This window comes from Shewanella sp. M16, assembly GCF_018224605.1.
GTDB lineage: Bacteria > Pseudomonadota > Gammaproteobacteria > Enterobacterales > Shewanellaceae > Shewanella > Shewanella oncorhynchi.
Window position 1 is genome coordinate 13,568 of the sequence record NZ_JAGTUL010000023.1, and the last position, 20,120, is coordinate 33,687.

Annotated in this window: 21 protein-coding genes and 1 pseudogene; 1 reads left to right on the forward strand and 21 read right to left on the reverse strand. The window is 44.7% G+C overall.

Features of this window, described 5'->3' with window-relative positions; genetic code table 11:
- Positions 1–7: 7 nt before the first annotated feature.
- From KFE26_RS15390 to KFE26_RS24425, 15 genes and pseudogenes are all read right to left on the reverse strand, one after another.
- Positions 8–745 carry a protein phosphatase CheZ gene (locus KFE26_RS15390; protein ID WP_028761174.1) on the reverse strand — a complete coding sequence of 246 codons (738 nt, stop codon included), beginning with the start codon at positions 743–745 and terminating at the stop codon, positions 8–10.
- A 13-nt stretch (positions 746–758) separates the two neighbouring features.
- The gene (cheY, locus tag KFE26_RS15395; RefSeq protein WP_007649667.1) at positions 759–1,142 is read right to left on the reverse strand and encodes a chemotaxis response regulator CheY; all 384 of its coding nucleotides are present in this window, start codon (positions 1,140–1,142) and stop codon (positions 759–761) included.
- A gap of 47 nt (positions 1,143–1,189) precedes the next feature.
- Positions 1,190–1,903, reverse strand: coding sequence for an RNA polymerase sigma factor FliA (locus tag KFE26_RS15400; protein ID WP_028761175.1), 714 nt, complete (start codon positions 1,901–1,903; stop codon positions 1,190–1,192).
- The gene (locus tag KFE26_RS15405) at positions 1,896–2,777 is read right to left on the reverse strand and encodes a MinD/ParA family protein (protein WP_006082389.1); all 882 of its coding nucleotides are present in this window, start codon (positions 2,775–2,777) and stop codon (positions 1,896–1,898) included. The genes KFE26_RS15400 and KFE26_RS15405 overlap by 8 nt, the downstream gene beginning before the upstream one ends.
- A gap of 4 nt (positions 2,778–2,781) precedes the next feature.
- Positions 2,782–4,164 carry a flagellar biosynthesis protein FlhF gene (flhF, locus tag KFE26_RS15410; RefSeq protein ID WP_131523092.1) on the reverse strand — a complete coding sequence of 461 codons (1,383 nt, stop codon included), beginning with the start codon at positions 4,162–4,164 and terminating at the stop codon, positions 2,782–2,784.
- Between the two features lie 11 nt (positions 4,165–4,175).
- The gene (gene flhA, locus KFE26_RS15415) at positions 4,176–6,275 is read right to left on the reverse strand and encodes a flagellar biosynthesis protein FlhA (RefSeq protein ID WP_028761177.1); all 2,100 of its coding nucleotides are present in this window, start codon (positions 6,273–6,275) and stop codon (positions 4,176–4,178) included.
- A 182-nt stretch (positions 6,276–6,457) separates the two neighbouring features.
- A complete protein-coding gene (gene flhB / locus KFE26_RS15420; protein ID WP_028761178.1) occupies positions 6,458–7,588 on the reverse strand; it encodes a flagellar biosynthesis protein FlhB in 1,131 nt (376 codons plus the stop codon).
- A gap of 18 nt (positions 7,589–7,606) precedes the next feature.
- Entirely contained in the window at positions 7,607–8,404 is a 798-nt protein-coding gene (fliR, locus tag KFE26_RS15425) for a flagellar biosynthetic protein FliR (protein WP_028761179.1), read from the reverse strand.
- Between the two features lie 4 nt (positions 8,405–8,408).
- The gene (gene fliQ / locus KFE26_RS15430) at positions 8,409–8,678 is read right to left on the reverse strand and encodes a flagellar biosynthesis protein FliQ (protein WP_012587225.1); all 270 of its coding nucleotides are present in this window, start codon (positions 8,676–8,678) and stop codon (positions 8,409–8,411) included.
- A gap of 18 nt (positions 8,679–8,696) precedes the next feature.
- The gene (gene fliP, locus KFE26_RS15435) at positions 8,697–9,443 is read right to left on the reverse strand and encodes a flagellar type III secretion system pore protein FliP (protein ID WP_028761180.1); all 747 of its coding nucleotides are present in this window, start codon (positions 9,441–9,443) and stop codon (positions 8,697–8,699) included.
- Positions 9,440–9,868, reverse strand: a complete 429-nt coding sequence (gene fliO, locus KFE26_RS15440; RefSeq protein WP_105251944.1) for a flagellar biosynthetic protein FliO — start codon at positions 9,866–9,868, stop codon at positions 9,440–9,442. Before fliO ends, fliP begins: the two co-directional genes overlap by 4 nt.
- Before the next feature lie 30 nt (positions 9,869–9,898).
- Positions 9,899–10,279: a flagellar motor switch protein FliN gene (gene fliN / locus KFE26_RS15445; protein ID WP_028761182.1), complete on the reverse strand. Its 381-nt coding sequence runs from the start codon at positions 10,277–10,279 to the stop codon at positions 9,899–9,901.
- A gap of 11 nt (positions 10,280–10,290) precedes the next feature.
- Complete coding sequence (gene fliM, locus KFE26_RS15450) at positions 10,291–11,319, reverse strand: flagellar motor switch protein FliM (RefSeq protein WP_212600927.1); 1,029 nt, start codon at positions 11,317–11,319, stop codon at positions 10,291–10,293.
- A 39-nt stretch (positions 11,320–11,358) separates the two neighbouring features.
- A complete protein-coding gene (fliL, locus tag KFE26_RS15455) occupies positions 11,359–11,886 on the reverse strand; it encodes a flagellar basal body-associated protein FliL (RefSeq protein WP_212600928.1) in 528 nt (175 codons plus the stop codon).
- Between the two features lie 84 nt (positions 11,887–11,970).
- A pseudogene (locus KFE26_RS24425) lies at positions 11,971–12,456 on the reverse strand (flagellar hook-length control protein FliK); the annotation flags it as partial.
- Between the two features lie 445 nt (positions 12,457–12,901).
- On the opposite strand from KFE26_RS24425, the gene KFE26_RS24040 reads away from it, so the two are divergent.
- Positions 12,902–13,921 carry a hypothetical protein gene (locus tag KFE26_RS24040; RefSeq protein ID WP_249195768.1) on the forward strand — a complete coding sequence of 340 codons (1,020 nt, stop codon included), beginning with the start codon at positions 12,902–12,904 and terminating at the stop codon, positions 13,919–13,921.
- A gap of 195 nt (positions 13,922–14,116) precedes the next feature.
- On the opposite strand, the gene fliJ is transcribed toward KFE26_RS24040, so the two are convergent.
- From fliJ to fliE, 6 genes are read right to left on the reverse strand one after another with little or no spacing between them, the layout of a single operon-like run.
- Positions 14,117–14,563: a flagellar export protein FliJ gene (gene fliJ / locus KFE26_RS15465; protein ID WP_028761186.1), complete on the reverse strand. Its 447-nt coding sequence runs from the start codon at positions 14,561–14,563 to the stop codon at positions 14,117–14,119.
- 29 nt (positions 14,564–14,592) lie between these two features.
- Positions 14,593–15,930: a flagellar protein export ATPase FliI gene (gene fliI / locus KFE26_RS15470; RefSeq protein ID WP_212600930.1), complete on the reverse strand. Its 1,338-nt coding sequence runs from the start codon at positions 15,928–15,930 to the stop codon at positions 14,593–14,595.
- On the reverse strand, positions 15,899–16,894 hold the full coding sequence (fliH, locus tag KFE26_RS15475) for a flagellar assembly protein FliH (RefSeq protein ID WP_198572625.1): 996 nt from the start codon (positions 16,892–16,894) through the stop codon (positions 15,899–15,901). The genes fliI and fliH overlap by 32 nt, the downstream gene beginning before the upstream one ends.
- A complete protein-coding gene (gene fliG, locus KFE26_RS15480) occupies positions 16,881–17,933 on the reverse strand; it encodes a flagellar motor switch protein FliG (RefSeq protein WP_028761189.1) in 1,053 nt (350 codons plus the stop codon). Before fliG ends, fliH begins: the two co-directional genes overlap by 14 nt.
- Complete coding sequence (fliF, locus tag KFE26_RS15485) at positions 17,926–19,611, reverse strand: flagellar basal-body MS-ring/collar protein FliF (protein ID WP_212600961.1); 1,686 nt, start codon at positions 19,609–19,611, stop codon at positions 17,926–17,928. The genes fliG and fliF overlap by 8 nt, the downstream gene beginning before the upstream one ends.
- A 45-nt stretch (positions 19,612–19,656) precedes the next feature.
- On the reverse strand, positions 19,657–19,992 hold the full coding sequence (fliE, locus tag KFE26_RS15490; RefSeq protein WP_028761191.1) for a flagellar hook-basal body complex protein FliE: 336 nt from the start codon (positions 19,990–19,992) through the stop codon (positions 19,657–19,659).
- Positions 19,993–20,120: the final 128 nt, after the last annotated feature.

Here is a 20,120-nt window from a genome sequence, read left to right on the forward strand (position 1 = left end):
CTCCCAGTTAGAAACCCAGACTCGATAGAAGATCATCCACTTCGTCTTGACCCGTTACCACATCTTGACGAAGCTCGGCATTCATTATCGGGCCTTCTGCTTCAATATTATTTTTCTGAGCAATCTGACTTTCAATCATAGGTTGCTCACCAAATACCGTCAGCATAGAAACCAGATTACTTTCTACTTCCATTACTAGATCAATAACACGACGTATTATTTGTCCTGTTAAGTCTTGAAAATCTTGCGCCATCAAAATTTGATTAAGCAATTCACGTAATCGAGTCGAGTCATTTGCACTACGAGACATAAGGTCTTGTACATCGTGACAAAGGCCCTTAAATTCAGTCAGCGCTATCTCGCGTCGCATTAATCTGTCCCAAGATGGCATGACATTTTGAATATTTACAGTCACGGCATTAGCCAAAGGTAAACATTCTTCAACCGCATCCATGGTTTTATTTGCAGCTTGTTCGGTCATGTCAATAACGTAATTTAAACGTTGCTTGGCATCGGGGATCTCTGTATTGGCTAATTCAGCAAGACGATTATCAACTTGAAAATCCATCAGCGCACTATGAAGTTGCCGAGTTAATTTACCTACTTCTTCGAATAATTCTCGTTGCAGTGGAGCAGCAAGCTCCCGAAATAAATCATCTGCCTGACTTTGCTCACCTGCACTTAATAATTCAACTAAATGCTGAGCTTGCTCGAGCGTGATGAGCCCTGATGTTTGTGACTTCATAGCTCATCCTTGCTCAAGCGAGTCGTTCGAATATTTTATCTAACTTCTCTTTCAGCGTTGCAGCGGTAAAAGGCTTAACCACATAACCATTCACTCCCGCTTGAGCGGCAGCAATAATCTGTTCACGTTTTGCTTCAGCAGTCACCATTAATACGGGTAAATGCTTTAGCGAATCATCAGCGCGAATTGCTTTTAACAGATCGATTCCTTGCATACCAGGCATATTCCAATCTGTAACAACAAAATCAAAATCCCCCTTTTGCAACATCGGCAGGGCTGTTGAGCCATCGTCTGCTTCTTGGGTGTTATTAAACCCCAAGTCTCGCAACAAGTTCTTGATGATACGCCTCATTGTCGAAAAATCGTCAACAATGAGAATCTTCATATTCTTGTCCAAGGTTTCCTCCGGTGAGCTGACATTCTGTGCTCGATTAATAATTATACTTATGTCCAGTGCTTGAGTTTAGCTTTCAATCGCAACATTGCCTGACTTAATATCTGGCTAACCCGCGATTCACTGACTTCAAGAATGGCGCCAATCTCTTTTAAATTCAATGCTTCATCGTAGTACAGGGATAACACTAATGCATCTCTTTCAGGCAATAATTTAATTGCCTCAACCAGAGCAGAATGAAATTGGTTCTCAGCTAATGCTTCAAATGAATCATCATCGGACCGATCACTCACTGTAAGTATATCCTGAGATACGCCTAAATCTTCTATCCCTATGATTTTTCCGACAGAAACATCGTTAAGAATATGATGGTACTCATCGAGCGTCATATCAAGTTTTTCTGCAATTTCTGTGTCGCGTGCATCACGGCCCAGTTCTTGCTCTAACTCATCAATAGCGTGTGCAACCTTACGATTGTTACGATGAACGGAACGAGGGACCCAGTCGCCACGACGAATTTCATCTAACATGGCTCCACGTATGCGTATGCCGGCGAAGGTTTCAAATTTCGCACCCTTGCCACCATCAAACTTGGATGATGCTTCTAGTAACCCCATCATCCCAGCTTGGAGTAAATCATCTAACTGCACAGATGCAGGTAGTCTGGCGAGTAAATGATGCGCAATTCTTTTAACCAACGGAGCATACTGTTCAACGATCGACGATTTATTGTCTAAACAAGTATACGCAGCGGCTTTATTCACTCGTTTTTTCCTCTTGAAAATCTGGTCGTTGTACTAAACGCTCAACGAAAAACTCCAAATGCCCACCAGGTTGCTGCGGCACAGGCCAGCTCAAAATTTTATTTGCCAATCCTTGATACGCAATCGCCGCTGGTGATTTAGGATAAGCTTCAACCACCAATTTTTGTTTACGAACTGATTTACGTAAGTTTTCGTCAAATGGAATCGTGGCGACTAATTCAAGTGCAACATCTAAAAATCTGTCGGTCACTTTACTGAGTTTAGCAAATAATTCCATACCTTCGCGTAAACTACGCACCATATTGGCAACTATTTTAAAACGGAACACGCCATGCTCACGGCTGAGAATTTTAATCAGGGCGTAGGCATCGGTAATCGAAGTGGGTTCATCACAAACAACGACTAGCACATCCTGCGAAGCACGTGAGAAACTGAGCACCATATCTGAGATCCCAGCCGCAGTATCTACGACTAGAATATCAAACTGAGTCCGCATCTCACTAAATGCACGGATTAATCCAGCATGTTGCGCAGGGCTTAATTCCACCATCCCCTGTGTTCCTGAGGTGGCAGGTACTATGCCTATCCCCTTAGGACCACGCACGATAATATCGTCAAGCTCTGCATCACCAGAGAGCACGTGAGAGAGGTTACGCTCGGCACGAATACCCAGCATGACGTCGACGTTTGCTAAGCCAAGGTCAGCGTCAAGTACCAAGACACGCTTGCCTTTTTCGGCTAATGCCACAGCAGTATTAATAGAAACGCTGGTTTTACCCACGCCTCCTTTGCCACCAGTGACCGCGATTACTTTCACTTTTTCGTTATAGGGTTGATTCATCATACGTAAACCACTTGCTTGATCCAGGGTCATAAATCTACTCAAATGCACAGGCCATATTATCTGACCACGCTGTGTCTTGTAATGATTGTTGTTCTGTACTATCTAACGCTGCGAGTGCCTGCTGGGCTAAATCTAGGGTATCCGCAACTTTCATATCTTCAGGAACTCTTTGTCCATCAGTAATATAACTTAATGGTAATCCGTTTTGGATCAACACACTTAATGCCCCTGCTAACGACACAGATTCATCGAGTTTTGTGAGAACGACACCAGATAGGGGAATGCGTTTAAAATGATTGACTGCATCTTGCAGCACACGGCGCTGCCCTGTCGCAGACAGTACCAGATAACTGCGGATAGGTATCCTGCTATTTGCAGTTAAATTATCAAGTTGCTGGTAAAGGCGCATATCTCGCTGTCCCATGCCAGCCGTATCTATCAATACTAGCTTGCGATTCCTAAACTGATAGAGAATTTGCTCTAATTCATTTAGATCATGAGCTTGCTTTACTGGGCAGCCCATTATTTTGCCATAAGTTGCTAATTGCTCATAGGCTCCGATGCGATAATGATCTGTGGTAATTAAAGCAACATGTTCAGCACCATGATGTGCCGCAAAACGGGCAGCAAGTTTAGCTAATGACGTTGTTTTACCAACCCCAGTAGGACCAACTAATGCAACCACCCCGCCCTGCTTAACAATGTCATCGCCCTGATTATCAAGCATATTAGCGAGACTTTGTGGTAATGCTCTGACTAATTCAGCCGGTGTATAATGCTGGCTCAGCGCGGCTAATTTATTCGCAACCGCAGGGGAGAATTCAGCCTCAAGCAATTTGGCTTCGAGCATAGCACCGACGGGATCGATGCGTTTTTTATGTTCCGTCATCAAGGAGGATACTTGATGTGTCAGTAAATTACGCAGTGATGCTAATTCATCACGCATAGCCTCAATATCAGCACTTTGTTTCTGTGATGTTTGTGGCTTTTTATCAAACGAGGAAGGCGCTTCACGACGTTCTGGTTTCACAGCAGTAGGGGCTTGTAAGCCCTTAGCCCATGCAGGTAACTCTGCATCAACTTGCTGATGTGACATTTGTTGATTCAAACGGCTTTGCTGCTTCTCAAGTAAGGCTTGTAATGAGTCTGCAGGTGCGGCTGGCTTAGCGCGAGTTTCTACACGAACTGGTTGCTTAGCACCCAAGGACACGAGATCGTCGCTCACGTCCATAAAGGTCGGTGCTGGCGCAGTGGCTGCAGTTTTCGCTTTAGGTTCGTCATAGTCAACGGCAGCGACAATTTCGATGCCACCGTTCACTTTTTTATTTGACATAATGACGGCATCTGAGCCGAGTGTTTCTTTCACTTGGGCCAGTGCGGCGCGCATGTCTTTGGCAAAAAATCGTTTAATCTTCACTTATGCGTCCTCTACTGGCCGACTGCAGATACGATACGTATTTGCTTCTCATCAGGTATTTCTTGATATGAAATGACTCTGAGATTAGGAATAGTATGTTTAACAAAGCGTGACAGCGTCGCGCGTAACATACCTGACGTCAACAATATGGCGGGTTGTCCGACCATTTCTTGCTTCTGAGCCGCATCGGCAAGGGACTGCTGCATGCGTTCTGCAAGACCGGGTTCAATATTAGGACCATCACCACCGGTTGCTTGCATTGACTGATGCAACATCTGTTCCAACTCTGGCGCCAAAGTAATGACGGGGATTTCGAGCTCTGGGCCTGAGATTTCCTGAACTATCATACGTTTCAAAGCGATACGTACAGCGGCAGTCAAGACTTCAGTGTCATTGCTCTTAGTGCCATATTCTAACAAAGTTTGCACTATAGTACGCAAGTCTCTAACTGAAACCCCTTCATTTAATAGGTTCTGCATCACTTTTACGACATGTCCTAGTGGCATGATATCTGGAATAAAGCCATCAACCAGCTTAGGTGAGTGTTTCGCAAGCATATCCATCAGTTGTTGCACTTCTTCGTAGCCTAACAACTTAGCGGCATTATTTGTGAGTAATTGACTAATATGAGTTGCAACAACAGTGGCGGCATCGACGACGGTATAACCTAATGTTTGTGCGTGCTCACGTAACTCAGGAGCGATCCATACCGCTTCTAGGCCAAAAGCGGGATCGCGCGTTTCGATACCATCGAGTTTGCCATAGACTTGACCAGGGTTGATCGCCAATTCGCAATCATGACGAATATCTGCCTCTCCGACGACGACGCCCATTAATGAAATGCGATACGCATTAGGCGATAAATCTAAGTTATCGCGAATATGCACCGCGGGCACTAAGAAGCCTAGTTCCTGAGACAACTTTTTACGCACGCCTTTAATGCGGCTTAGTAACTCGCCACCTTGGCCCTTGTCTACCAGAGGGATCAAACGATATCCGACCTCAAGACCAATAGTATCAACATGATGTACATCGTCCCACCCCAGCTCTTTAGGCTCTTTATCTTGTCTTTCTATAGGACCCGATTTCACTTGTTCTAGCGCTTTAAGACGTTTGTTTTCATTTCGTTTATAAACAAAATAAGCTGCACCAGCTGTCATAAAGGCAAAGCTTAAAAACGCCATGTGTGGCATACCAGGAACAATACCCATTACAAACAGGACTCCGGCGGCGATACCCAATGACTTATGACTGTCAAACATCTGACTCATCATCATTTGGCCCATATCACCTGACTCGTTTTGACGAGTCACCATCAAGGCTGCGGCGATTGACAATAATAGACCAGGGATCTGCGCCACTAAACCATCACCGATAGTCAGTAAGGTATAAATTTCAACCGCTTCAGAGAAACTTAAGCCATGCTGCACAATCCCTATGATAAAACCACCTACGATGTTGATCACTAAGATCATGATACCGGCAATCGCATCCCCTTTAACGAATTTGGACGCACCGTCCATCGCACCATAGAAATCGGCTTCACGGGTCACTTCGGCACGGCGTATTCTCGCTTGATCTTGGTTTAAGGTTCCAGCATTTAAGTCAGCATCAATTGCCATTTGCTTACCAGGCATAGCATCCAAGGTAAAGCGGGCACTGACTTCTGCGATACGACCTGCACCTTTAGTAACTACCGCAAAGTTGATGATAATCAAAATGATAAATACCACTAGACCAACGGCATAGTTACCACCGATCACCACAGAACCGAAGGCTTCAATCACCTTACCCGCGGCATCACCGCCATTATGACCCTCAAGTAAAACCACACGAGTAGAGGCAACGTTGAGCGCAAGACGTAATAACGTCGCCACCAGTAACACAGTTGGGAAGGCAGCAAAATCTAAGGGTCTATCAGTATAAATAGCCACCAGTAATACGATGAGAGCTAACGCAATGTTGAATGAAAAGAGTATGTCTAATAGAAATGGAGGGATAGGTAAAACAATCATGGCCAATGCAGCAAGCACAACCACCGGCGTGCCAATGCCTTTAAAAGTGCTGAGCCTAATTTGTTTTACTTGACCAAGAGTCGCTTTAACATCCATTCGCTATAACCTAAACTTTGACGTGTAATAGCATATAGCAAAAAACGCGCCAACAAGATTAAAGCCATTAATGAAGGAAAAATATGCACTGTGACTGATTGATATACATAAAATTAACCATAAAAAACAAATGAACTCGACATCATCAGCTTTACCAATGACTACCATCTGAGACTAGTGGTTCAATATTTCAATTCATCTGGTATAGGTTGATTGAGTGGGACAGGAATAGGTTTACGACCGCGTCCTTTTTGATATTGGCGCAGCTGGAATACATAAGCCAAAATCTGTGCGACAGCAGTAAACAAACCTTCAGGGATCTGCTGGTCTAACTTAGTCGTATGATAAATAGCCCTTGCAAGTGGTGGGGCCGAGACAATCGCAATATTGTGCGCGCGGGCAATCTCACGTATTTTAAAAGCCACATCATCAACACCTTTCGCTATCACAAAGGGAGCCGCAGAGCGCTGCACATCGTATTTAATCGCAACAGCAAAATGCTCAGGGTTAACGACAATCACATCGGCATTTGGCACTTCAGCCATCATACGCCTTTGTGCTAGTTCACGTTGCATCTGCCGTATATGCCCTTTCACCTCAGGTTTACCCTCAGTGTCTTTATATTCATCTTTTACTTCTTGTTTGGTCATCTTAAGTTGCTTGTTGTGATTCCAAATTTGGAACGGCACATCGATGACGACAATAAACAAAATCGAGGAACATAACAGGATAAACATCCAAACCAACAAATCTAATGCATGGTAAACATTACCTGGAAGATGGTCGCTAGACAGCAACATGATGTCATTGAAATAGAAGCTTAATAAAAAATAAGCAGAAAACGCTACTACCGAAAATTTTGCAATGCCTTTGGTGAGTTCAACCAGAGCCTGTACGCCAAACATGCGTTTAAAACCAGCAAGGGGACTCATTTTACTGGCTTTTGGCATCATAGCTTGAGTCGAAAAATTGATCCCTCCAAGAGAGACGTTACCGATAAACGCAACAACCACAATCAGTAGCATAATTTTAGCCATGGGCCAGGCTATTTCACTCGCAACAACGCCCCACACTTTGAACATTTCATTCGTATCAAAAATTTGCGCCCTATCCATGGTAAATACAATTTCAAACACCCGAGTTAGGCTAATGGCCAAACTCGGGCCTAGCATATAAAACCCACATGCTGCCGAAATTAATACCGCTGCAGTTCCAAGTTCTTTCGAACGTGCAATCTGTCCTTTTGTTCGCGCCTGTTCTAGACGCCTCCCCGTGGGTTCCTCTGTACGTTCATCACTTGATTCTTCAGCCATGGGCTTCTCCTAATCCCATCATATCAAGCCATCAGCGTTACATTGGAGCGCTAACATATCGCAAAGCAGCACTTGAGCCGTCGACCATACTTCATCGAAGTGTGCCATTACCGGTGTTAGGGTTAACCACAGAATAAACAGTCCACCAATCATAGTGATCGGAAAACCAATAGAGAAAATATTCAATTGCGGCGCGGCGCGGGTCATGACCCCGAAGGACAAGTTGACTAATAACAAGGCGATAATCGCAGATATCGACATAGTGAGTGCCGCACCAAACATATACGACCCCCAATCAGCCAGTGATCGATAACTTGTGAGTGTTAAGCCTTGATTAGAAATTGGCAAAGTTTCAAAGCTCGCCACTAGCATACGGATCATCAAAAGATGACCGTCCACAGCTAAGAAAATTAATGTCGCCAATAAAAGGAAAAAGTTACCGATAACGGGTGTTTGTTGGCCAGACCCAGGGTCAACCATAGAGGCAAAGCCTAAACTGGTCTGCATACCAATGATCTGTCCAGTGAGCACAAAGACTTGCATCACCATTTGAGTCACAAACCCCATGGCAACACCGATAATAATTTGCTGCGCCGTAATGAATACTGCGCTTAACGAAAATAAATCCACATTTTGAGTTGGAGGAAGAACAGGTGCTATCGCAAAGGTAATTGCCATCGCCAATAATAAACGCACTCGAGTTGGTGTCGTTGCCGCCCCAAATACCACCATGACCATCAACATGCTCGCCACGCGGAACAATGGCCAAATATAAGCGGCAATGGTTTGCATTAAGGTATCGAGCAGCAGCTCCATCGCGTTAGCCTATCACTTGAGGAATGCGATTCACCATCTCGATGAAAAAGTCCATCAGGGTTTCAACTAACCAGTGCCCCATAAACATTAGGCCAAAAAGTGTCACTAACAAACGCGGAAGGAAACTTAAGGTCTGCTCGTTAATAGAAGTCGCCGCTTGAAACACAGCAACAATTAACCCAATTCCCAGCCCAGGCAACACAATAGCAGACACCATCATGACGATAACAGCGAGAGCTTCACGAAAAATATCAATTAGCGCCTCAGGACTCATGTGTTTACTCTCCCTTAGCTATCCGAAACTATTCGCTAATGTCCCGAGGACTAAGCTCCAACCATCTACGAGCACAAACAACATGATCTTAAACGGCAGCGACACTATCATGGGAGATAACATCATCATACCCATAGCCATCAAGATACTCGCCACCACTAAATCGAGTACTAAAAAAGGCACAAATAGCATAAAGCCAATCTGAAATGCGGTTTTTAACTCACTGGTAATGAAAGCGGGCACTAACACACTCATAGGTGCTTCTTCGGGAGACTTAATATCCTTATAGCCAGAAATCTCAATAAAGGTCTTTAAATCCGTCGTTCTTACTTGGCCCAACATAAAGCCTCTCAGCGGCTCTTTCCCTTTATCAAACGCTTGCTGCAAGGTTAATTGCTCATCGATATAAGGCTTCACCCCTTCATCATAAATCCGGTCGAATACCGGTGCCATGATAAAAAAAGTCATGAACAAACTCATGCCAATTAAGACTTGATTAGATGGAGTCTGTTGTAATCCAATGGCTTGGCGTAATATCGACAGGACAATGATAATCCGCGTGAAAGAGGTCAACATGATGAGCATCGCAGGTAAAAAACTCAACGATGTCATCAGCAGTAAAATCTGCATTGTGACCGAATATTCCGTTGAGCCGTCTGGCGCCGTTGTTACTGTTACAGCAGGTAAGACGCCATCTGCGGCCCATGCTGACGGCATCAATAGCAGCATAACTAACCCAACTAACGCGAGGATACGTGTTGTCATTGTTTTAATTTCGCCTGGCGTAATCGACTCGCAAACGAATCAGCTTCTAGATGGATAGGTTCAGCTAACTTATCAATCAAACTCACCTGCTGCGAGCTAACCCCAAGCAAATATTGCTGTTCGCCCACCTGAACCAAGACTAAACGCTCTTTTTGACCGAGGGAAGTCACAGCAATGGTCTTTAGTACGCCATTGGTCGTGGGGACTAAATTAAACCTTCTCAGTAAATAAGCTAACGCGAAAATTAATAATAAAACCAGAATCAAGCCACCTAACATACTTGCTAAGGTCGCAACTTGAGAAGGTTCTGCCATTTTTGTAGCAGCAGGCGCTATTGAAGCAATATTCGCTGCGCCTTCCCCACCGAGGCTATCTGCGCTCGCTTGAACCGCTACCACTAAACTCTGTATTACCGATGTGCTCATTTAAAGTTCCAACGACTTTTACATCTCGTATTATTTAAGCTTTTTAATTCGCTCAGTTTGACTGATCACATCCGTTAAGCGAATACCGAATTTATCGTTTACCACCACCACTTCACCGTGAGCGATAAGCGTGCCATTGACCATCACATCTAACGGTTCACCTGCGACTCTATCTAACTCAACCACAGAACCTTGGTTAAGTTGTAATAAGTTTCGGATACTAATATAGCTACGGCCCACTTCCATCGAAATGGTGACAGGAATATCTAAAATTGTATCTAACTTAGCCGCTTCAGCCTTAGAAATAGGTCTTGAATCATCAACCAGCTCATCGAGTTCAATTGCGTTGGCTTCTTCTAACGCTTGTTCTGCCATTGCTGCTGCCCAATCATCCGTATCGTCTGTGCTCATCTTACTTCACCTTATAATTCTGATATATCACGAGATTTACCCTTACGCGTCACCAATTGCAGCTCAGATTTAACTGTCTCAGGCCGAGGGATTTTCTCACATATTTTAAGCGCTAGGTTATCTCTAGAACGGCCCATTTTACAACGATATGTCGGTAAATCCTCGATTTTCATCATGATAAACTCGGGTAACTCAATCGGAATAATATCGCCCGCTTTAAAATTCATGACCTCTTTGAGCGTTAATTCATGTTCAACAATATTGGCATCGAACCCGACCTTCACATCCATGATTTCATCGTGTAATGCCTGTGACCAACGCATATCAGTATCTTGCTTGTCACTTTGCACACCCGCATCGAGTAACTCTCGGATAGGTTCAATCATGGAGTAAGGCATAGTGATATGAAAATCACCACCGCCTCCATCGACTTCAATATGGAATGAATTAATCACCACAACTTCGGTAGGACTAACAATGTTCGCCATGGCGGGATTGACTTCAGAGTCCAAATAATCAAACTCAACATCCATTACGGGCGCCCAAGCATCTTTATAATCTTCAAATATAATCTTAAGCAGTAACTGTACGATTCGTCTTTCTGTCGGCGTAAATTCTCGCCCTTCAATCTTGGCATGGAAACGCCCATCGCCACCAAAGAAGTTATCCACTAGGATAAATACCAGTCGCGCTTCCATGGTGATCAATGCAGTGCCTTTGAGTGGGCTAAAACGCACCATATTCAAGCTAGTAGGAACAAAAAGCGTATGTACGTACTCACCAAACTTGAGCATCTGTACACCGTTGATCGACACTTCGGCCGCTCGGCGCATCATATTAAACATGCTGATGCGCAAATGGCGCGCAAAACGCTCATTCACGATTTCCAGCGTCGGCATACGCCCACGAACTATTCGATCTTGGGAAGAGAAATCGTAGGAACGGGCATCTTCTCCAATAGCGTCAATTTCGTCATCATCGACGTCATCAACCCCGTGCAATAGCGCATCAATTTCGTCTTGGCTTAATAAATCACTCACTATATTGCCTTCGCCTCTTTTGGTGCTGAAGTTAAAGGATTATTGCATTACAAAACCGGTAAATAGTACTTTCTCGACAACTTTACGCCCAGTTACTGACTGTAGAGTATTTTGCACACTCAGAAGTGCTAACTGCCGTAACTCATCCTTCCCCGCTTGCGTGCTGAGCTTTTGCACATCTGCACCACTAAAGGTCGTTAAAAGCGCATCTTCAATCAGCGGAATATGTTTTTGTGTTAGCACATCATCATCGGTACCACGCACCATAAGCTGCACTTTAATCTCAACTAAACGAGCCCTATCAGGCCCAGGTAAGTTGAATAAGAAAGGACGCGGCATAGGCACGTATGATGCGGTAGCCACTGCTCCTGATGCTGGAACTTCAGCCTGAACTGCATCATCGGCAGCTACGGCGGGAACCTCTTCGGTAGCGCTTCCCATAAATAACCAGACGCCGCCACCGATTAACAGCGCGACTAAAACGCCTAGACCAGCAAAAATAAATAGTTTCTTCTTACTCTTAGGCCCTTCAGTACTTTCAAGTTCTAACGATTCTTCCTTAGCCATCACTATTCTCTTTAATTTAGGCGGAAACTCATTACAGTTTTATTTGAAACGTAATTATGTCAGTCATTGCTATAGGTTACCTGCTTAAGCATAATAATCTATACCTGAAGTTACACTAATCGCTTGATTTAAACCTAAATGTAACTCTTCTGCCGAGATTTCATCCATATCAGCCGCATTTGAACTACCGCCATCACCGAAACTACCTTCCCGACGCTCACCTTGATCGCCTTGAGAAACATGGCTGTCAGCCAACTGCATCCCTTGCTCTTGCAATAACTCACGTAATCTTGGCATAGCTTGTTCAACCAGATCGCGCGTTTGCGGCTGAGTAACATGAAACTGTACTTGGGTTTGGTCGCCATGCACTTGGATCTTTACCAACATATGTCCAAGTTCAGGTGGATCGAGCCGGATTTCCGCATGCTGGATGCCTTGACTCACCATAGTAATCAATTGCTGCTTCATCACAGGTGAAAATCGTTGGATCATCTCCTGCATTTGGTTTTGCTGTTCTACTCCTTGACGCAATGACAGCTGAACTTGCATGGTTTCTTGGCGATTTAATTGTGACATCGAGAGTGTCTGTATGGATGATGTCGACTTAAGTTCTGAGAAAGTATTACTACTATCATCCATAAAACTTTCGTCTCTGGGAATATCCATCGCAACCGTCAATTTAGCATCTTTCAGTAATAGGTTAGCAGCCAAATCGGAATTGGGATTCCCATCAAGATCACTTTCTGTTACAGATGTTGTATCTAATGGTTCAGATGAAATTGAAGAGCCTAAGGTATTCAGGTCGAAAGTATTTCCCGAGGTAGCGATATTACCCGTATTGGGACTATTCACTGTCGAGCTACTAGTCGTTGCTTTTGCCGCAGTGTTGGTTGCCGACTTTATCGTTGCACTGTTCGCTAAACCCGCTTGATTAATCACAGCATTAAGTGTGACCTCATTCTCGACTAAAGACTCATCTATGCTCACCCCGACTTCAGTGGCAGAGACAAGCTCAGTGTCTTCTAAAGGTAATTCTGAAGCGTCATCGGTCAAATTTGGATCAATCACAGCATCACTATCCACTGACGCTTCAAGTATATTTGGGTCTATGGGGAGAATTTGTACGAGTGACTTATCAGTCAAAGAAGATGGTTTTACGTCATCTGCGATTGAAATTGATGCCATATCTGGACTAGTAGAAACTAACTTTTGTAATTCAGCAGAAAAACCCGCTTCATCTATATCTGATGCCAGTTCAATCTCAGCAAAAACAGTAGAAACAGTAGAAACAGTAGAAACAGTAGAAACAGTAGAAACAGTAGAAACAGTAGAAACAGTAGAAACAGTAGATGCCAATGCTAAATCAGCAGAAATAGTAGGTGCCAATGTTGAATTATCAGAAACAGTAGGTGCCAATGCTGAATCAGCAGAAATAGTAGGTGCCAATGTTGAATTATCAGAAACAGTAGGTGCCAATGCTGAATCAGCAGAAATAGTAGAGGCCAATGCTGAATCGGCAGAAACAGTAGAGGCCAATGCTGAATCAGTAGAAACAGTAGATGCCAATGTTGAATTATCAGAAACAGTAGATGCCAATGCTGAGCTGGTTAATAAAGCTGGTGAAGTATCAATATTTTCTTCACCAGTTATATCTTCTTCAGTATTTAAAAATGCTAGCGGCAAACTATCTCCATCTGATGCCGTTTTCTTCATATCATTTGCCATGCTAATTTGGGCAAAAATGAGATTTACGTCGGCGTCATCAGTTGATATATCGTCATCTTTTACTTTATCAGCAGAGGTAACCTGCACAGTATCATCAGTGTTAGCAATGGTTTTTTTAGACGAAGAAATAGAAAATGAGCTAGCGGTGACTGACGCAAGTGTAGATGAAAAGTCTTCATTATTAGACTCTTGGGAAGATGTCTTAGCGGAATTGGCCGCAGAGTTGCCTGTTTTACTTAACAGGATATTGGTCATTTGTTGCATAAGTGCTCCCAAACATCACCCAGCAAAAAAAGAAATGGCTAGGTAGAAACGTCAATTAAACACTGCGGTTGCAGGGTCATGGACTAAACCAAAGCAAATAAGATGCCAAAACATCAGATTTTACGACAGCATATCGAAAAGAATTAACACTGAGAGGTGCCGAATTGATGCTTATGCCATCAATACAAAAAAACTAAAGAGCCTATCCGGCTAGCGAGCAGTAAAGATGCCTATCATTTCACTAACGTTGATGACGGCGATAAAATTGCTGGGAAGCAAATTCATCGGTCATTTTTTGCTCCCTTTTTTGTTCAACCACTTGACGCTTCTTCTCTTTACTGGCTAAGAGTAATTCTACTGCCTTACGTTTTTTTTGCTTTTCCAACCAATGTTGTTGTCGATATTCTTTTTGCTTTTCACCGTCGGCTACGACGCGATTTTGCTGGATAATAGCGTCATCGATCTGACGAATAAAACGGTGAAACTGGTGATAGTGACTAGCACTGATGGCTTGACCTTGCTGGGATTGCATTTGCTTCATGTATTCTAAGCGATAGTTATTCAGAGCACTAAGTTGATTCAACCGTTTTTGACACTCTAACTGCGCAGATTTTAACAATAAAGCCGCTTGTTCTTCGGCATCATTGGCAAGCTTTAACACTAACAACAAGGGATCGGCGTTAGCCATACTAGACCTCAATTAATTCGATGACGCCATTATTTGCACTGTGCAGCAAGTTGCCCAAGCATGACTTGGCTATCGGCAAAGCTAAATGCATCACGCATGGTTTGTCGCAAAAAAGCATTCATTGCTGGCTGCAGTCGTATCGCATTATCAATGCGAGGATCGCTTCCTTGGGCATAGGCCCCAATAGAAATCAAATCTCGATTTTGCTGATACAAAGAATAGGTTTGTTTCACGCGGCGCATGGCTTCCAAATGTTCATTGGAGATCACCATAGGCGCGACTCGGCTAATAGAAGCTTCAATATCAATCGCAGGATAGTGCCCCGAATCCGCAAGCGAACGTGACAAGACAATGTGACCATCAAGGATCGCCCGCGAAGCATCGGCAATGGGATCCTGTTGATCGTCTCCTTCCGTCAACACAGTATAAAATGCCGTAATTGAACCTTGCCCAGGGCCACCGTTTCCGGCGCGCTCAACTAAACGTGGCAATTTTGCAAACACAGAGGGCGGATAACCTTTAGTCGCAGGCGGTTCACCCACAGCCAAAGCAATTTCCCGCTGCGCTTGGGCGTAGCGCGTTAAACTGTCCATAAGCAATAAAACGTTATAGCCTAAATCGCGGAAATATTCGGCAATACGAGTAGAGGTTTCACAGGCGCGAAGGCGCATCAGAGGCGATGTATCCGCAGGCGCAGCAACAACGACTGAACGCGCTCGACCTTTCTCACCAAGAATTTCCTCAATAAACTCTTTCACTTCCCGGCCACGCTCACCCACTAGCCCAACCACAATAATGTCGGCGGTGGTACCGCGAGTCATCATACCTAAGAGCACACTCTTACCGACACCTGAGCCCGCAAACAAGCCCATACGTTGGCCTTTGCCCACGGTCAGCATAGCGTTGATAGCGCGAACGCCAACGTCCAGCGGTTCAGTAATAGCACGGCGAGATAAAGGATTAATGGCAGCGCTATGTCTTGGCGCTTGTTGATCGGTCTGCAACGCGCCTAAACCATCTAAAGGCACGCCGTTACCATCAAGTACGCGTCCTAGCAGGGATAAACCAACATTGAGTCCAGTTTGTTCCCCTAAAGGCACAACCCGCGCACCGGGCAATACACCACGTAATTCTTCAATGGGCATTAAATATAATAGTTCGCCATCAAACCCGACTACCTCGGCGATTAACTCGCCCGCCATGGTTTCGATCGAACATAAACAGCCCACAGGCGCACGGCAACCGCTTGCTTCTAAGGTTAAGCCGACAACACGCACCAGTTGACCACTGGCCACAGCGCGAAATGGCGGCACCTTACCCTGATGATGATTAAGTCTATTCAGCAGTTGATGTTGGCGATTTTGCATCTGATTTTGCCTCTAATTGCTCACCTGTGTTTGAGGCAGATTGTATATCCTCAGCATGTTGAGAAACCGTATCGACAACCTGATCATCAAGCTCTGATCCCACGGCCTCAGAAGCCGCAACATGTTTTGCGGTATCTTCAACCTCTATCGCCTCTTGCAATTGACGCTGCTTGTCACTTAAGTGAGCATGTTGGTTCCGTAAAGACTCAAACACAGCATCGATGCGCGATGCGAGGGTCAAATCGACTAAAGAACGATGACTACTGAGAATACAGTCACCTGGGCTTAAGGAAGGGTCAACTTCAAGTTCCCACTTACTGCGGGTCAGTTGGGCGGTGGAATAAAGTTGTTCGACTAAAATAACATCGTCAGGATGCAAGCGGATTGTGACCGTTTGTTCTTTTATCGGCAGCGATTCTATACCTAAGCGCAATGCCGAAAGCACTTGTTCAGGATGAGTTTTTAATTCGTGGCCAATGACAGATTTCGCTAATGTCATACTCAGGTTCAGTAGCGAAAGTTCAATATCGCCATCGAGCAATTGCAATGGTTTTTCAAATTGGGCTAATAAGGTTTCAAAACGCGAGAGCAATATTTTTGCTTGGGCTAAACCGGTTTCTAATCCTTGCTCATGCCCTTGGGCGAGCCCTTCAGTATGGCCCTGCTCTAACCCTTCTAAACGTCCTTTTTCTAGCCCTTGCTCATACCCTTGCTGCTTACCTTCGCTAAAGCCTTCTTCTTCGGCTTGGGCGCGAATGTCTTCAATCTCAGCCATAGTCGGTGGAGAAACACTTTCCACTGTAGTTGACTTAGCGGCTTGATGATTCGAATGGCCGAACAGATTTGAGATAGAATCATCATCGGCTTCAGTCACATCTGGCAGCGCCCAGTGACTAAATTCGACATCTCCTTCGCTCAAGACCTTATTCAACAATTTATTGTCGCTCGGATTAGAGGAACTCATCGCCACCACCGCCGCCTAACATGATTTCGCCGCTGTCACTTAAGCGACGAGCAATAGACAGGATTTCTTTTTGTGCGACTTCCACTTCACTGATGCGGATTGGGCCCATAGCTTCAAGATCATCACGCAATAATTCAGCGGCACGTTTTGACATGTTACCCAATATTTTTTCTTTCAGCTGATCATCTGTGCCTTTGAGCGCCTTCATCAGTACATCTTGCTGCACTTCACGCAACAGGGCTTGAATACCGCGGTCATCGACATCGATTAAGTTTTCAAATACAAACATCAAATCTTGGATTTGCTGCGCCATTTCTTCATCAGACTCGCGCATGGTTTCCATCAACTGGCTTTCGATACCCGTGTCTAAGTAGTTCATTATGTTCGCGGCCGCTTTTAAGCCCCCCATTTTCGCAGCCTGGGCGCCACCTTGACCGGCAAACTGTTTCTCCATGATGTCGTTCAACTCTTGCAGTGCGGCAGGCTGTACTTCTTCAAGATTGGCAATACGCATCATCAAGTCTAAGCGGGTATTCTCAGGGAATTGACCAAAAATTTCCGCCGCTTGATCGGGTTCTAAATAAGACAGCACAATGGTTTGGATCTGTGGATGTTCGTTTTGAATAATGGTCGCCACTTGGCGTGCATCCATCCACTTCAACGAGTCCAAACCTTTAGCGCCACTGCCCATGATAATCTGTTCAATCAGATTACCCGCTTTATCTTCACCCAGCGCAGCGGTTAAGGCTTTACGGACGAACTCTTCGCTGTTGAAACCAATTGAAGAATACTTTTGAATATCATCAAGAAACAGCTTATGTACCCCGATAACTTTTTCCTGACCAAACTCATCCATTGCCGCCATGGCCATACCCACTTTTTGCACTTGCTTCGGCTCTAAGTGTTTTAAAATGGATGCAGCATCAGCCTCACTCAAACTGAGGAGTAAAATAGCGGTCTTTTCAACGCCACTAATATCTTTGATATTAAAGGCAGGTGCGGCCGCAGGAGCCACTTCTTTCGTTTTATTCTCAGCCATTGTCTTGTAACCAGTTTTTCACGACTTGAGTAGAGAGCTCTGGCTCATTCGCCACGAGCGCACGGATAGCTTTAATCATATCATCATCTTTGTGAAGATTAGGGATATGAATTGAGCCATCGTCAGCATAACTGTATTCCGCCTCTTGAGTATTAAGCATCCCTAGCGTATCAGCCGCATATTGGTCCTCAATTTCTGCTAATTCATTACCTAATCTGCCATCCTCAGGCATATTCACACTGTCAGGATAGATTAAGCGTTTCAGCATAGGACGTACCACAGCTAAAATCAGCACCAAAATCACTAGCGCACCAATCCCAAGCTTAATCGCACGCCAAAACCAAGGTTGCTCCCAAAGCTCAGGTGCGGGTAAATCTTCAACCAATTGATCCATAAAGGGAACAGTTACCACTTCCAGCACATCACCCCGTTGTGAGCTAAAACCAACCGCGCCTTCAAGCAAACGACGGATATTGGTCAATTCTTGTTCGGTACGGGCAACACGGGCTACTTGACCATTTTCTCCAGCGGCACCAGGTTTAAAGTCCACCGCGACTGATACACTAATACGGCGCACTGCACCAACTTGCTGGCGGGTATGGCTAATGGTGGTATCTAATTCAAAGTTACGGGTCGCTTCGCGGTGCGAATTACCTGCTGCTGTTGCTGACTCTGTCGCTTTTGTTGCATCTTCTGGAATATTAGACTCCATTGGCGGTTGATTGGATAACGCGCCAGGGATCCCACCAGAAGAGCCGCCTGTGGTGTTATTTTCAACTGTCATTTCACTGCGCAGTGCCGGTAAATCAGGGTTAAAACGCTTTGATGTTTGCTCAACCGCAGTAAAATCCATACTGACGTCGACTTGAGAGGTAAAATTATCAGGACCTAAAATTGGCACCAGAATCGATTCAATCTTAGTGCGATATTCAGCTTCTTTTTGCTGTACTAATTCAAGTTCACGTCGAGCCGTTGCAGAGGCGCCATCTTGGCTGCCAGAGTTCAATAAACGGCCGTTAGAGTCAGTTACCGTCACCCTTGATGGTTCTAAACCTTGTACTGCAGAAGCAACAATATCGACGATAGCATCGACTTCACCTTGGCCTAAGCCACCGCGACGGGTATTGATCACCACAGTTGCACTCGGTTTAGAGGCATTGCGAGCGAAGACGTTTTCTTTAGGTAACGCAAGAATGACTTTGGCACGGCTGACACTTTGTAGTTGCTCAATCGCACGGGCGAGGTTTTCTTCTTGGCTATGCTTAAGACGAGCTTGTTCCATGCGTTGGCTGACACCAAAACCACTGTCTTTATTCAAAAAATCTTGGTTGGCCGCAGGACTGTCAATACCAGCACGGCTCAACATCATTTTGACTTCTTGATATTTATCTTCAGGAACTTTAATAACGTCCACGTCGATTTGGTACTTAACTTTATTTTTATCAAGTACATCTAGAACCTGAACCATTTCCTGAGTTTCCATTTTACCCAATGGACGATACTCTGGCTCCTGTGCCCACAGCATGACAAAGACCGCCAAGGCTAAACAAATCGCTAAGGCTAAAATCATAGTCACTTGGCGCATCATATCGACACCGCCAAGATTTCCCATCATTCCTGACTTATGTTCTTGCTGGACACCTTGGTCAGCTAAACCGGAATTGGATCCGACAATCATTTCTGTACTCACGATTCGTACCTGCTAATTGGGTTATTCACTGGCCTAGACAGGCATGCTCATTATTTCTTTGTAGGCTTCGACAAGCTTATTACGCACTTGCACTGTCGCCTCGAAAGCGACACTCGCTTTCTCACGGGCAATCACAGTGTCCGATAAAGAAACGGTAGTATCACCCATCTCTAAACGTGTCGCGAGGTTTGACGATGCAGACTGTAAGCCGCTGACATTGCCGACGGCTTGTGATAGCAACTGACCGAAGTCTGCACCACTAGTGTTATTCACTTGCTGCATGATATTTGGCTGAACGCCAAACGACGGCGTTATTTCGCCTTGGAGTTTCTGCATTTCCTGCAGGAATGAATTTGCGCCTATTTGCATGCTGAGCTCCCAGTCGTCGAATTCTTGACGATCAAAATACCGATAACGGGACAATGCAAAATAACGGCCAAGTTTTCAGATGGTCGTGATTGATAATAAATTGACGGGATAAGAAGATGTCAATATCT

What these genes read in the sequence shown, in the direction of transcription:
- KFE26_RS15390 (WP_028761174.1), bottom strand. Translation starts at nt 745, where the DNA reads ATGAAGTCACAAACATCAGGGCTCATCACGCTCGAGCAAGCTCAGCAT.
- KFE26_RS15405 (WP_006082389.1), bottom strand. Translation starts at nt 2,777, where the DNA reads ATGACCCTGGATCAAGCAAGTGGTTTACGTATGATGAATCAACCCTAT.
- flhA (WP_028761177.1), bottom strand. Translation starts at nt 6,275, where the DNA reads ATGGATGTTAAAGCGACTCTTGGTCAAGTAAAACAAATTAGGCTCAGC.
- flhB (WP_028761178.1), bottom strand. Translation starts at nt 7,588, where the DNA reads ATGGCTGAAGAATCAAGTGATGAACGTACAGAGGAACCCACGGGGAGG.
- fliR (WP_028761179.1), bottom strand. Translation starts at nt 8,404, where the DNA reads ATGGAGCTGCTGCTCGATACCTTAATGCAAACCATTGCCGCTTATATT.
- fliQ (WP_012587225.1), bottom strand. Translation starts at nt 8,678, where the DNA reads ATGAGTCCTGAGGCGCTAATTGATATTTTTCGTGAAGCTCTCGCTGTT.
- fliP (WP_028761180.1), bottom strand. Translation starts at nt 9,443, where the DNA reads ATGACAACACGTATCCTCGCGTTAGTTGGGTTAGTTATGCTGCTATTG.
- fliO (WP_105251944.1), bottom strand. Translation starts at nt 9,868, where the DNA reads ATGAGCACATCGGTAATACAGAGTTTAGTGGTAGCGGTTCAAGCGAGC.
- fliN (WP_028761182.1), bottom strand. Translation starts at nt 10,279, where the DNA reads ATGAGCACAGACGATACGGATGATTGGGCAGCAGCAATGGCAGAACAA.
- fliL (WP_212600928.1), bottom strand. Translation starts at nt 11,886, where the DNA reads ATGGCTAAGGAAGAATCGTTAGAACTTGAAAGTACTGAAGGGCCTAAG.
- fliJ (WP_028761186.1), bottom strand. Translation starts at nt 14,563, where the DNA reads ATGGCTAACGCCGATCCCTTGTTGTTAGTGTTAAAGCTTGCCAATGAT.
- fliI (WP_212600930.1), bottom strand. Translation starts at nt 15,930, where the DNA reads ATGCAAAATCGCCAACATCAACTGCTGAATAGACTTAATCATCATCAG.
- fliH (WP_198572625.1), bottom strand. Translation starts at nt 16,894, where the DNA reads ATGAGTTCCTCTAATCCGAGCGACAATAAATTGTTGAATAAGGTCTTG.
- fliG (WP_028761189.1), bottom strand. Translation starts at nt 17,933, where the DNA reads ATGGCTGAGAATAAAACGAAAGAAGTGGCTCCTGCGGCCGCACCTGCC.
- fliF (WP_212600961.1), bottom strand. Translation starts at nt 19,611, where the DNA reads ATGATTGTCGGATCCAATTCCGGTTTAGCTGACCAAGGTGTCCAGCAA.
- fliE (WP_028761191.1), bottom strand. Translation starts at nt 19,992, where the DNA reads ATGCAAATAGGCGCAAATTCATTCCTGCAGGAAATGCAGAAACTCCAA.